At 66.3% G+C, this 13,217-nt stretch carries 10 protein-coding genes; 8 read left to right on the top strand and 2 right to left on the bottom strand.

Going from position 1 to position 13,217, the window contains the following annotated elements; translation table 11 throughout:
* Window positions 1–26: 26 nt before the first annotated feature.
* A complete protein-coding gene (locus K6V06_RS16120) occupies window positions 27–770 on the bottom strand; it encodes an IclR family transcriptional regulator (RefSeq protein WP_370637487.1) in 744 nt (247 codons plus the stop codon).
* A gap of 261 nt (window positions 771–1,031) precedes the next feature.
* On the opposite strand from K6V06_RS16120, the gene K6V06_RS16115 reads away from it, so the two are divergent.
* The 8 genes from K6V06_RS16115 to K6V06_RS16080 all read left to right on the top strand — a co-directional run bounded on the left by K6V06_RS16115 (window position 1,032) and on the right by K6V06_RS16080 (window position 12,505).
* On the top strand, window positions 1,032–2,624 hold the full coding sequence (locus tag K6V06_RS16115; RefSeq protein WP_222245023.1) for an acyl-CoA synthetase: 1,593 nt from the start codon (window positions 1,032–1,034) through the stop codon (window positions 2,622–2,624).
* 23 nt (window positions 2,625–2,647) lie between these two features.
* Window positions 2,648–3,787, top strand: coding sequence for a MaoC family dehydratase N-terminal domain-containing protein (locus K6V06_RS16110; protein WP_222245021.1), 1,140 nt, complete (start codon window positions 2,648–2,650; stop codon window positions 3,785–3,787).
* Between the two features lie 109 nt (window positions 3,788–3,896).
* On the top strand, window positions 3,897–5,141 hold the full coding sequence (locus K6V06_RS16105; protein ID WP_222245019.1) for a CaiB/BaiF CoA-transferase family protein: 1,245 nt from the start codon (window positions 3,897–3,899) through the stop codon (window positions 5,139–5,141).
* Window positions 5,142–5,214: 73 nt separating this feature from the next.
* Window positions 5,215–6,189: a tripartite tricarboxylate transporter substrate binding protein gene (locus K6V06_RS16100; RefSeq protein WP_255581886.1), complete on the top strand. Its 975-nt coding sequence runs from the start codon at window positions 5,215–5,217 to the stop codon at window positions 6,187–6,189.
* Between the two features lie 138 nt (window positions 6,190–6,327).
* Complete coding sequence (gene gdhA, locus K6V06_RS16095; protein ID WP_222245017.1) at window positions 6,328–7,671, top strand: NADP-specific glutamate dehydrogenase; 1,344 nt, start codon at window positions 6,328–6,330, stop codon at window positions 7,669–7,671.
* A gap of 296 nt (window positions 7,672–7,967) precedes the next feature.
* A complete protein-coding gene (locus K6V06_RS16090) occupies window positions 7,968–9,008 on the top strand; it encodes a MerR family transcriptional regulator (protein WP_222245015.1) in 1,041 nt (346 codons plus the stop codon).
* Between the two features lie 225 nt (window positions 9,009–9,233).
* The gene (locus K6V06_RS16085; RefSeq protein ID WP_222245013.1) at window positions 9,234–10,748 is read left to right on the top strand and encodes an amino acid permease; all 1,515 of its coding nucleotides are present in this window, start codon (window positions 9,234–9,236) and stop codon (window positions 10,746–10,748) included.
* Between the two features lie 77 nt (window positions 10,749–10,825).
* Window positions 10,826–12,505, top strand: a complete 1,680-nt coding sequence (locus K6V06_RS16080) for an amidohydrolase (protein ID WP_222245011.1) — start codon at window positions 10,826–10,828, stop codon at window positions 12,503–12,505.
* A gap of 98 nt (window positions 12,506–12,603) precedes the next feature.
* Here the strand turns inward: K6V06_RS16080 and K6V06_RS16075 are convergent, their stop codons facing one another.
* Entirely contained in the window at window positions 12,604–12,807 is a 204-nt protein-coding gene (locus tag K6V06_RS16075; RefSeq protein WP_222245009.1) for a cold-shock protein, read from the bottom strand.
* Window positions 12,808–13,217: the final 410 nt, after the last annotated feature.

Here is a 13,217-nt window from a genome sequence, read left to right as displayed (position 1 = left end):
CCCCTCCCGGCGAAAGAGCGGCAGGGTCATCGCCCCGCGGCCAGCATCTGCGACAGCGCCTGCGCCTGTGCCTGCAAGTCCTTGGCGAGCGCCTGCGCCCGGCTGGCAGCGAGCTGATCCGCGACCCCGGCGCCGACCAGGGCATGGGTCATGCGCCCGTGCGCGTCCAGTACCGGCACGGCGACCACCACCACGCCGCCGATGTAGTTGCCCCGGTCGATGCTGTACCCCTTGCGGCGCACCACCTCGACTTCCTTCTTCCACGCCTCCAGCTCGGGAGGCTGGTCCCAGCGCAGCGACTTGAAGCGGCGCTCCAGCTCCTCCTCCGGCAGATCGCCGAAAGCGGCGACCAGGCGTCCGGTCGCGCTGATCAGCGCCGGAAAGCGGCTGCCCACATCCACATGCAGGCTGAACGGCGAGCTCGACCTCGATAGGGCCAGCACCACCATGTGGTCGCTGCCCGCGACCTCGACACCGATGGTCGTGACATTCCACGCCGCGGACAGCTGATCCAGCACCGGCTGCACCAGCGCAGCGAACGAACTGGTCTCGATCACGCTCCGGGCGAGGGCCAGCATGCCGACGCCCAGGCTGTAGCGCTTGGTCGCGGCATCGACCTTGACCAGCCCTTCGTCCACCAGTACGCGAAGGATATGCAGGCAGGTGCTGGTCACCATGCCCAGCTCCTCCGAGATGGACTTCAACGTCATGGCGCCTTGCGCCCGTCCGAGCAGACGCAGGATGGCAATGGCCCGGCTGACCGCAGGCACGGGACGCAGGCGCGGGCCTGTGGGGGACGCTGCGCTGGTGGGATTCGCCACGGGGTCTCTCTCTCCTTCATTTGTCCATGGACAAGCATACACGCTGGAGGACAACTGCCGGGTCGCATTGCACCGGGACTGACGACGCCTCTCCAGGCAGGCCATCGCCCGCGCCTTCTATTGTCCATAGACAATTGATAGACGTATTTGACAATTTGGCGTCTAGCGACCATAGTGAATCCACCCTGTCGCCACCACAAGGCTCGAACGATGACCAAGTTGACGGAGTACACGTCGTACGCGGATGCGCAGCGACATTTCACCCAGCAGAAGCTGTGGGAGCTGTTCGACGGCGACAAAGCGTTCCTCAACATCGCGCATGAGTGCATCGACCGGCATGCGGGCGACGACCGCACCGCGGTGATCCTGGTGCGCGCCAATGGCGACGACGAGCGCTTCGGATTTTCCGAGCTGGCGGAGATCTCGTCGCGCTTCGCCCACTATCTCGTCGAGCGTGGCATCGAGCCGGGCGACCGCGTCGCGGTGATGCTGGAGCCGTCGCGGGAGTTCTACGCGGCGATGTTCGGCGCCATCAAGATGGGCGCCATCGCCGTGCCGCTGTTCACGCTGTTCGGCCCCGATGGCATCCGCCTGCGCGTGCAGGACTGCGAGCCGCGCCTGCTGCTGACGAACCAGGAGAAGGCCGCGCTGGCCGCCGGGTGCGGGTCCTCGCAGGTGACCGTCGTCGACCGCGCCTTCATCGACGGGCTGGAGCGATTCCCTTCGCACTTCGCGGCACGCACCCGCGCCGACGATCTGGCGATCTTCCAGTACACGTCCGGCACCACGCGCGAGTTGCCCGACGCGGTTCGGCATACGCACCGGGCGCTGGTGACGCTGATGAGCGCGGCGCTCTACGGCACCGGCGTGCGTCCCGGCGACCGCTTCATGTGTCCGTCGTCACCGGCATGGGGACATGGACTGTGGCACGGCACCCTGGCGCCGCTCGCGCTCGGCGTCACCATCGGCGCCTATGCCGGCAAGTTCCATCCGGAGCGCCTGCTGCAGGCGCTGCAGGACCACCGCTTCGACAACATCTCCGCCGCCGCCACCCACTACCGGATGATGCGCACCTGCGGCGCGGCATCGCGGTACCGCTACTACCTGGACAAGGTGTCCTTCACTGGCGAGCCCATCGACAGCGAGACGGCGCAGTTCATCGAAACGACCTTCGGCCGCCCGGCCTGCAGCATGTATGGCACCACCGAGATCGGCGTCTGCCTGGTCAACTATCCGGGCGCGCAGGATTTCACCGTCAAGCCCGGATCGCTTGGCAAGGCGGTGCCCGGCCTGCAGGTGCAGGTGCAGGACGCCAGCGGATCGCCGTGCCCGCCGGGCGTCACCGGCGAACTGAAGCTGTGGCGCCGCGGCCAATGGATGGCCACCAAGGACCTGGGCCGCATCGATGAAGACGGCTACTTCTGGCACGGGGGCCGCGCCGACGACGTCATCATCTCCGCCGGCTGGACCATGAGCGCGGTCGAGATCGAGGACGCCATGCTCAAGCACCCCGACGTGAAGGAAGCCGCGGCGATCGGCGTGCCCGATGCGTTGCGCGGACAGGTGGTCAAGGCCTTCGTGGTGACGGACCGCGATGGAGACGACGGCTTCGTGCAGGAGCTCCAGGAGGCCGTGCGTACCCGACTGAGCCAGCACGAGTACCCGCGCAGGATCGCCTTCGTCAGCGAGTTGCCCAAGACGCCGGCGGGCAAGATCCACCGGCGCAAGCTGCGCGAGCAGGAAGCGGCCGCACGGCAACAGACACCCGACAACGACCAGCGAGCGGCCCCTGCCGTTCTTTGACATCCCAAGGAGAGGAGACACTTATGTCGTACCAGACCGCCAGGACCTTCCCGAAGATCAGCGATGCCGGCCTCGATGAATTGCGCGAGCGCATCGGGCAGAAGATCGGCGCCACCGCCGAGCCGTGGTGCTACGAGGCCACGCGCGACAACATCCGGCACTATGCCCACGGCATCGGCGACGACAACCCGCTGTGGTGCGATCCCGATTACGCCGCGCAAACGCGGCACGGCGGGCTGATCGCCCTGCCGAGCTTCCTGTTCTCCACCAGCCGGATCGTATCGGGCTACGTCGGCGGCCTGCCCGGCGTGCATGCGATGTGGTCGGGTGCGGACTGGACCTGGCACAAGATCGTCCGGCGCAACGACACCATCTCCACCGAGGCGCATCTGAAAGACCTGGTCGAGCACGAGACGCGCTTCGCCGGCCGTGCCATCCAGCAGATCTATCACGTCGACTTCTTCAACCAGCAGGGCGACAAGGTGGCCGAGGCCGACAGCTGGTGCTTCCGCACCGAGCGCGACCACGCACGCGAACAGGGCAGCAAGTACCGGGAGGTGCGTGCGCGCGAGCCGCGCCGCTATAGCCGGGAGGAGATCGCGGAAGCCTGCCAGCTGTACGCCAACGAGGAGGTGCGCGGCAGCACTCCGCGCTACTGGGAAGACGTCAGCGAAGGCGAAGCCCTGCCCGTGATGTTCAAGGGGCCGATGACGGTCACCGGGTTCATTGCGTTTGCGCAGGGTTGGGGCGGCCTGTATATCCGCGCCAACAAGCTGGCCTGGAAGCTGATCGACGCGCATCCGGGCGTGGGCATCACCAATCGCTTTGGCATCCCCGACGTGCCGGAGCGCGTGCATTGGGAGGAGGATTTCGCGCTCGAGGTCGGCGCGCCCGGTGCCTATGATTACGGGCCCGAGCGCAACTCCTGGCTGACGCACCACCTGACCAATTGGATGGGCGACGACGGCTTCCTGCGCAAGTCATACTGCAAGATCCGCCGGCACAATCCCGAGGGGGACATGCTCTTCATCAAGGGCACGGTCAAGCGCAAGTACGTCGAAGCGGGCCGGCACCTGGTGGAGATCGAGCAGGAAGCGCGCAACCAGGACGATGAACTGTCGGTGCTTGGCGTCGGCGTGGTCGAGCTGCCGTCGCGGCTCTGATCGGTCCCTCCGGTGTGAGCGTCTCGCGTGGCAACCGTCGAGGCGGCTCACCCGCAGTGCCCAGGCAAACCCGGCCGCTGACATCGGGCCGATGAGGGGAGATGCATCGATGCTGCGACACGCCATCCATTCCGCGCCGGCCGACGCACGCGAGAAAACCGGCTCGCTTGCCGGCATCCGCGTCGTCGACCTGTCCCGCGTTCTCGCCGGCCCGCTATGCACGCAGATGCTGGCGGACCACGGCGCCGACGTCGTCAAGGTCGAGTCGCCGGCCGGGGACGAGACCCGCACGCTCGGTCCCCCGTTCGATGACAACGGCGACGCGGCTTACTTCACGGCCGTCAATCGGGGCAAGCGCGCCATCGCGCTCGACCTGTCCGGCGCGGACGGCCGGGCCGTATTGCTTCGCCTGCTAGAAGACGCCGATGTGCTGGTCGAGAATTTCGTGCCAGGCACGATGGCGCGCTGGGGCCTGGACTACGATACCGTGCTCAGGCCGCGCTTTCCGCGGCTGATCTACTGCACCATCTCCGGTTTCGGCGCCGACGGTCCGCTCGGCGGGCTACCGGGCTACGACGCCGTGCTGCAGGCACTGTGCGGCCTGATGAGCATCAACGGGGATCCCGCCTGCGGTCCCACGCGTATCGGCATCCCCATCGTCGATCACCTCACCGCCTACACGGCGCTGTCCGGACTGCTGCTTGCGCTGGTCGAGCGCGAGCGCAGCGGTCTCGGGCAATGCGTCGAAGCGACGCTGTTCGACACCGCGCTGAGCCTGCTGGTGCCGCACGCCGGCAACTGGATGGCATCGGACCGTACGCCGGAATTGCTCGGCAGCGCGCATCCCAACATCGCACCCTACGATCGCTTTGCCTGCCGCGACGGGGCGATCTTCCTCGGCATCCTCAACGACCGCCAGTTCGGCCGCTTCTGCGAACTGGTCGGGCTGGCGCATCTGCCCGACGACGAGCGCTTCACCAGCAACAGTCAGCGCCTGCAGCATCGTGACGCGCTACGCGCCGAGATCGAGAGGGTGCTCGCGCCGATGGGGCGCAACGCCCTGTGCCAGACCCTGATGCAGCATGGCGTTCCCGCCGGGCCGGTCAACACCGTGCCGCAAGCCTTCCAGCAGGCGCATGCCGGCCATCGTGGCATGCGCATCGAGCGGGACGACTATCGCGGCATCGGCGTGCCAACGCGCCTGTCGCGCACGCCGGGTCGCGCGGGATCGGCGCCGCCAGCGTTCGCCGCGGATGCCGAGGCGGTGCTGCGGGAAGCCGGCTTTGGCTCGGCGGAGATCGAGCGGCTGCGTCGGAGCGGCGCGCTGCCGACGCGACGCAACCACCCGCAATAGCGCGACGCAACCAGCGAAATCCGCGGCAGAACGATTCGAACGACCACTCGCACCAGACGAGGAGGAGACACCGATGAACATGCGCAACATCCTGGCTACGCTCGGCCTGACGGCAGGCATCTCGATCGGGATCATGACGCCCGCTGCCGCACAGCCCTATCCCGCGCGGCCCGTGAAGATCATCGTTCCGTATCAGGCCGGCCAGGGCACCGATGTCGCGACGCGGTATCTGGCCGACTACCTCGGCCGCGCCCTGGGCCAGCCCATCGTCATCGAGAACCGGCCCGGCGCTGGCGGCAATATTGGCGCGGCCGAAGTCGCGCGCGCCGCGCCAGACGGCTACACGCTGCTGATGGGCACCAACGGCACGCACGTGCTGAACCCATTTCTCTATGCCAGCGTGCCCTTCGACGTCGACAAGGACTTCGAGCCGGTCATGCTTGTCAGCACCTTTCCCATGGTGATGCTGGCGCCGGCCTCCGCGCCCTACGACAGCCTCGCCGACCTGCAGAACGCGGCGAAGGCGAAAGCGGACACCGTCAATGTCGCGCTGCCCAGCACCACCGCACGCCTGGTGCTCGAACTGCTCAAGCAGCGTGGGGTCAACAGCATCCGCGCCATCCCCTACAAGGGATCGGGCGCCTCGATGACCGACCTCATCGGCGGCCAGGTGTCCCTCGCCATCGACACGGTCAGCGCCGCCCGGCCCTTCATCGCAAGCGGCAAGCTGAAGGCGCTCGCCGTCACGTCGCTCAAGCCCTCCGCGCTGGCGTCCGGCGTCAAGCCAGTATCGATGCAGGGACTGGAAGGCTTCCAGGTGGTCGCGTGGAACGGCCTGTACGCACCGCGCGGCACCCCACCCGCGGTGGTGCAGCGGATCAATGTCGAACTGGAGAAAGTTCTGGCGCGGCCCGAAGTGCGACAGCGGCTGCTCGATCTCGGTCATGAGCCTGCCGGCGGTTCGCCGGCTGACCTGGGCGGCTTCGCCCGCAGCGAACGCGCCGCCTGGGCGCCGCTGATCGAGAAGGCGGGGCTGAAGGCAGAGTGACGCACCAGGACGGTGCACTGCGAATGCAAGGGGTGCGCAGTGACCGGATACCGCGCGACTTCGGTGCACCCCGACTGTCGCGCCGCACCCTTTAAGTGCTAAGCTCGCCCTCCGACCTGAAGATTGACGGAGACAGTAGTGAGCATTCCCACCCTCGAAGCCTTCCTCGATGGCGTGTCGCGGCGTGACCCGCATCAACCCGAATTCCTGCAGGCGGTCAAGGAGGTCATGATGACCTTGTGGCCGTTTGTCCAGCGCAATCCCCGCTACGCCGACCAGGCACTGCTGCAACGGCTGGTCGAGCCCGAGCGCGTCATCCAGTTCCGCGTCTCCTGGACGGACGACCGCGGCCAGGTGCAGGTCAACCGCGGCTTCCGCGTCCAGCACAGCTCGGCGATCGGCCCCTACAAGGGCGGCATGCGCTTTCACCCCACCGTCAATCTGTCGGTCCTCAAATTCCTCGGCTTCGAGCAGACCTTCAAGAATGCCCTGACCACGCTGCCCATGGGCGGCGGCAAGGGCGGCTCCGACTTCGACCCCAAGGGCAAGTCCGATGCGGAAGTCATGCGCTTCTGCCAGGCGCTGATGACCGAGCTGTACCGGCATCTTGGCCCGGACACCGACGTGCCCGCCGGCGACATCGGCGTGGGCGGCCGTGAAGTCGGCTACATGGCCGGCATGATGAAGAAGCTGTCGAACTCGTCGGCCAGCGTCTTCACCGGCAAGGGCCTCGCCTTCGGCGGCAGCCTGATGCGGCCCGAAGCCACGGGCTACGGCACTGTCTACTTCGCCCGGGAAATGCTGCACCGTACCGGCCGGGAGTTCGACGGCTTGCGCGTGCTGATCTCCGGCTCGGGCAACGTCGCGCAGTACGCCGCCGACAAGCTCATCGAGCTCGGCGCCAAGGTGCTGACGGTGTCCGATTCCGGTGGCGTGCTGCACTACCCGCAAGGCATGAGCGCGGAACAGCTGGCGGAACTGATGGCCTTCAAGAATGAAGAGCGCGGCCGGCTTGCCGACTTCGCCCAGCGTCATGGCCTGCAGTTCGAAGCGGGCCGCACGCCGTGGCACGTACCCGCGGACGTCGCCCTGCCCTGCGCCACGCAGAACGAGCTCGATGGCGAGGACGCCAAACGGCTGCTCGCCAATGGCGTCTTCTGCGTCGCCGAGGGCGCCAACATGCCGTCCACGCTCGACGCCGTCGACCACTTCATCGACGCGCGCATCCTGTACGCGCCGGGCAAGGCCAGCAATGCCGGCGGCGTGGCCACGTCGGGGCTTGAAATGTCGCAGAACTCGATCCGTCTGTCGTGGCACCACGCCGAGGTCGACGAAAAGCTGCACGCGATCATGAAGGACATCCATCAGAACTGCATCCACCACGGGCGCAAGGACGATGGCTATGTCAACTACGTCGAAGGCGCCAACATCGCCGGCTTCGTCAAGGTCGCCGACGCGATGCTGGGGCAAGGGGTGTTGTAAGCGAACAGGGATGGGCGCAATGCCCGCCCTGGATTGCTGACAGCGCTTGAACAACCAACACGTCGTTCCCGCGAAAGCGGGAATCCAGCGTCTTTGAAAGCCGCTGGGTCCCCGCTTTCGCGGGGACGACAGGGTGATTTTCAGCAGTGAGAGGGACGGGCGCAACGCCCGTCTTTTTCATTCCGCGTCCCCTGACGGGCAGCAAGTGCCGAAGATGCGGCATTGCAACCGCCCTTGACCCTGACGTAACGTAATGCCTCATCGTTCGGCTTGCGCAACCGACAGAGGTGAATCACGTGCGACTGAAAGTTGGAGAACTGGCCCGCCGCTGCGGACTGACGGTCCGCACGCTGCATCACTACGACGCAATCGGCTTGCTCGCCCCTTCGGCGCGCGCCGAGAACGGCTACCGGCTCTACGGTCGGGAGGATATCGCGCGGCTGCACCAGATCCAGGCGCTGCGTCGCTTCGGACTGTCGCTGGCCGAGATCGGCGCCTATCTGGACCAACCCGACACCGCGCTCGCCGACCTGGTCTCCCGCCAGATCGACATGCTGGACCGCCAGATCGAACAGGCCGGCCAGTTGCGCCAACGCCTTGCGCAGTTGCGCGAGCAGCTGCTCGATGGCGCGGAACCCGAGCTGGCCGATTGGCTGACCACGCTGGAATTGATGACCGTGTACGACAAGTACTTCTCCCAGGACGAACTCGACCGCATGCCGCTGTACCGCAATCGCCAGGCCAACGATCCGGAGTGGCCGGCGCTGGTGGCCGAAGTACAGGCGCAGCTGGACGCCGGGGTCCCGGCAGAGGACGAGCGGCCTCGGCAACTGGCCCTGCGCTGGATGGAAATGCTGGTGCGCGACACCGGTGGCGACCCGCGGCTGCTGGTGAAACTGAACTCGATGCATGAGCAGGAGCCCGCGCTGCAGGAACAGATGGGCGTCTCGCCCCGCCTGCTGGACTACGTGCTGCGTGCGTTCTCGGAGAGGCAGATGCGGATCTACGAGAGGTATCTGTCGCCGCAAGAGGCCGCCTATATGCGCGCCAACTACGGCAAGCGCGCGGGCGAGTGGCCGCAGCTGATGGCGGACGTGCGCCAGGCCCTGGAAACAGGCACCGCGCCAGACTCGCGCGCCGGCATCGAACTGGCGCGGCGTTGGCTGGACCTGTTTCGCAGCTACGCGGGCGACAATCCTGCCACCCACGCGAAATTCCGGCAGGCGATGATGAGCGAACCCGATCTGGCCGCCGGCTCCTGGGCCAGCGGGGAACTGCTGGACTTCATGCGGCAGGCCATGGGCGCATTGTCTGGGATGGCGGGATTGCGGCGTTGACTTGACTACCCACAAGCATGCCCTGGCTCATGCCCTGGCTGTCGCGGATGCAAACCCGATTCCCTTTCCGGCCTTCCACGGCTTTCCCCCACCTCCGTTTTCTCTTATGATGCCGCCCATCCATCCGGTCGGCGGGCGATGGAGACCGCCCCCCGAGAACCGATGCGCCGCGCCTGAGCCTTGATGCCATGGGACAGGTTCGGCGCCTGCTTACCTGTCCTGTCAATGAAAGCACAAGAAGGCGCGCACGCGCCCGGGCTGCGCCGCACGTTGCGCGCGCGCCATCTCACCATGATCGCCATTGGCGGTTCGATCGGCACCGGCCTTTTCGTCGCATCCGGCGCGACGATCGCCCAGGCCGGCCCCGGCGGCGCGCTGGCGGCCTATATCCTGATCGGCGCGATGGTCTATTTCCTGATGACCAGCCTGGGCGAGCTTGCCGCCTACATGCCAGTGTCGGGGTCGTTCGCCACCTATGGTGCACGCTATGTCGACGAGGGTTTCGGCTTCGCGCTGGGCTGGAACTACTGGTACAACTGGGCGGTGACCATTGCGGTGGAATTGGCCGCGGCCCAGCTGGTCATGCAGTACTGGTTCCCCGATACGCCGGGCGTGCTATGGAGTGCGCTCTTCCTTGGGCTGATGTTCGCGCTCAATGCAATCTCGGTGCGCGGCTTCGGCGAGGCGGAATACTGGTTTGCGCTGATCAAGGTCGTCACCGTGATCGCCTTCATCGTGATCGGCACGCTGATGATCTTTGGCATCATGCGCGGCGATTTCTCGCACGCGCAGGGGCTCGCCAACCTGACCGCCGGTGACGCGCCATTCGTCGGCGGGCTGCCGGCACTGATCGGCGTGGCGATGATCGCCGGCTTTTCCTTCCAGGGCACCGAGCTGATCGGCGTGGCCGCCGGTGAGTCGGCCGACCCGGCCAGGAACATTCCGCGCGCCGTGCGGCAGGTGTTCTGGCGCATCCTGCTGTTCTACGTGCTGGCCATCCTCATCATCGGCATCCTGATTCCCTACACCGATCCGAGCCTGCTCAAGAGCGACGTCGAAACCGTGGGCGTGAGCCCGTTCACCCTGGTGTTCCGCAACGCGGGCCTCGCCTTCGCCGCCGGCGTGATGAACGCGGTGATCCTGACTGCCGTGCTGTCGGCGGGCAACTCGGGCATGTACGCCTCCACCCGGATGCTCTACAACCTTGCCACGGAAGGGCGCGCACCGAAGGTATTCGCGCGGCTGACGCGCAACGGCGTGCCGCTGATGGCGCTGCTGGCGACCACCGCCGTCGGCGGGCTGTGCTTCCTGACCTCGCTGTTCGAAAGCAAGGCGGTCTACCTCTGGCTGCTCAGCCTGTCCGGCATGACCGGCTTCATTGCGTGGCTCGGTATCGCCGCCAGCCACTACCGATTCCGCAAGGGATTCGTCGCGCAGGGGCACGACCTGAACCGGCTCCCCTACCGCTCTCCCTTCTTCCCGTATGGCCCGATCTTCGCGTTCGCGCTGTGCATGATCGTGACGCTGGGCCAGAACTATCAGGCATTCACCGCCGGCAATATCGACTGGGTGTCGGTGGCGGCGACCTATATCGGCATCCCCATCTTCCTGCTGATCTGGCTCGGCTACCGCATCAAGCGCAAGACGCGTTTCGTGCGCTACGCCGACATGCAATTCCCCGCGCTGCCCGACACCAATGCCCCCACCTTGCGCGGCGTGGGCGCAGCGGCCGGCGAATAGGGCACCACCCGAGCGCCGCCCCGGGCGCTTTCGACAACACCACAAGAAGAAACCCAGCACGACAACAAGGAGTCAACGTGAAGAAATCCGTCCGCACGAGCCTGCTGGCGCTGGCCGCCATGGCCGCCCTGCAGGTCCACGCCGCGCCCACGCTGGTGGAGTCGGTGCAGGGCTACACCCTGCAGAACGACAAGCTCGCCACCTTCAGCGGCCTGGTGTTCGACCACGGCAAGGTGATCGCCACCGGCGACGCCGCCGCGCTGCGCAGCCAGTATCCCGACGCAACGCGCATCGACGGCAAGGGCAAGACGCTGTTGCCGGGCCTGATCGACGCCCATGGGCACGTGTTCCGCCTTGGCTTCAAGACCACCGAGATCTCGCTGTCCGATACGCGGTCGCTGCAGGAAGCCCAATCCCGGATTCGCGCCTACGGTCAGAAGAACCCGCAGCGCCAATGGCTGCTCGGCTATGGATGGAATCAGGTCAACTGGAAGCTGGGCCGCTTCCCCACCGCCGCGGAACTCGATGCCGCCGTGTCGGACCGCCCCGTACGGCTGGTACGGGTGGACGGCCACGCCGCGTGGCTGAACACCAAGGCCCTGCAGGCGGCCGGCATCACGCGCGACACCAAGGATCCGGTGGGCGGCCGCATTGAACGGGACGCCAGCGGCAACCCCACCGGCGTGCTGGTCGACAAGGCCATGGCGCTGGTCAACGGCGTCATCCCGCCCTACTCGGACGACGATCGCCGCGCGGCACTGAGCGCCGCCCTCTCGCACATGAACGGGCTCGGGCTGACGGCTGTCGGCGATGCCGGCGTCACGGTGACCGACGACCGCATCTACCGCGAGTTCGCCGACCAGGGCAAGCTGACCACGCGCATCTACGCGATGATCCGCGACACCGGAGACGACTTCAAGGCCCTGTCGGCCAAGGGTCCGGTGATCGGCTACGGCAACGACCGCTACCACCTGCGTTCGGTCAAGCTGTACGGCGACGGCGCGCTGGGCAGCCGCGGCGCCGCATTGATGGAACCGTACACCGACGACCATGCGCATAGCGGCCTGCTCTTCATGAGCGATGCCGCGATGCAGGCCAGTGTGAAGGCGGCGCTCAAGGCCGGCTTCCAGGTCAACGTCCATGCGATCGGGGACAAGACCAACCATCAGGTGCTCGACGCCATGGAAGTGGCCTACAAGGATGTCGGCGGCCGCGAATTGCGCAACCGCATCGAGCACGCGCAGGTGGTATCGCTGCCGGATATCCCGCGCTTCAAGGCGCTGGACCTGATCGCGTCGATGCAGCCGACCCACGCGACCAGCGACATGAACATGGCCGAAGACCGTATCGGCAAGGAGCGGATCAAGGGCGCCTATGCATGGCAGACCTTCCTGAAGCAGGGCACGGTCATCGCTGGGGGTTCGGACTTCCCGGTGGAGTCGGCGAACCCGTTCTATGGCCTGCATGCCGCGGTCACGCGTACCGACCATGAAGGTCGTCCGATCCACGGCTGGCATCCGGAAGAGGCGATGACCCTGCCGCAGGCGTTCCGCGCGTTCACCCTGGACGCGGCGTTCGCACAGCATCAGGAGAAGACGTTGGGGTCGCTGGAACCGGGCAAGTGGGCGGACTTCATCCTGGTGGATCGGGACCTGTTCAAGGTCGCGCCGGCCGATATCTGGAAGATCCAGGTGGAGCAGACCTGGGTTGCAGGAGAGAAAGTGTTCGAGAAGGGCAGTCCCTCCGCGCCGCGTTGAAGCGCGATGCGCGGCCCGGACGCCGGGCCGCGCCGAACGCCCAAAACAAAAAACCCCGCCAATCCTGGCGGGGTTTTTTCATCCAGCGCTGAGCGGGTTCAGACCGCTTCGATCTTCGTCGCAGCCGGACCCTTCTGGCCCATGCCCGCAACGTAACGCACCTTCTGGCCTTCCTGCAGCGTCTTGAAGCCGTTGCCCTGAATTTCGGAAAAATGCGCGAACAGATCGTCGCCGCCTGCGTCAGGCGAAATGAAGCCGAAACCCTTCGACTCGTTGAACCACTTTACGGTACCGGTATCCATGTAGGAACTCCTGATAGATTCTCGCCCGCGGAAAATACGGACAAGGCATGACGATCAAGAAGAAACATGGAGAGAAAGTGGCCCCAGGAGGGTGCGCAGCTGACGCTGTGAGGCTAACTTGAAGATCCTGCCCGATTGGTTATACAGGCATACCGCATCGGCGTCAACGTGCGCGTGAATCTGCCGGTGTTCCCTCCCGGCACAGCGGGCGCCGGCAAGGAATGCACAAGGGTGCTACTATGCGGTCTCCCGTCGACAATCTCGACGCAGGCGCCGCTGTACGACATCACCACTAGAAAAGCGTCATCGGCCACCCGGTGTACATCGGGCTTTCAGGGCAACTGCTGCCCGTAACCAGAACGACCAGCGGCACGCGCCCGCTCCGCAACCCAGCCCCTGTACAGCTGCTG

This window comes from Cupriavidus sp. AU9028 (assembly GCF_019795295.1).
GTDB lineage: Bacteria > Pseudomonadota > Gammaproteobacteria > Burkholderiales > Burkholderiaceae > Cupriavidus.
This window is presented reverse-complemented; position numbering and strand designations above follow the sequence as displayed.

Coding starts and splice junctions, on each gene's coding strand:
- K6V06_RS16115 (WP_222245023.1), top strand. CDS start 1,032: ATGACCAAGTTGACGGAGTACACGTCGTACGCGGATGCGCAGCGACAT.
- K6V06_RS16110 (WP_222245021.1), top strand. CDS start 2,648: ATGTCGTACCAGACCGCCAGGACCTTCCCGAAGATCAGCGATGCCGGC.
- K6V06_RS16105 (WP_222245019.1), top strand. CDS start 3,897: ATGCTGCGACACGCCATCCATTCCGCGCCGGCCGACGCACGCGAGAAA.
- K6V06_RS16100 (WP_255581886.1), top strand. CDS start 5,215: ATGAACATGCGCAACATCCTGGCTACGCTCGGCCTGACGGCAGGCATC.
- K6V06_RS16085 (WP_222245013.1), top strand. CDS start 9,234: ATGAAAGCACAAGAAGGCGCGCACGCGCCCGGGCTGCGCCGCACGTTG.
- K6V06_RS16075 (WP_222245009.1), bottom strand. CDS start 12,807: ATGGATACCGGTACCGTAAAGTGGTTCAACGAGTCGAAGGGTTTCGGC.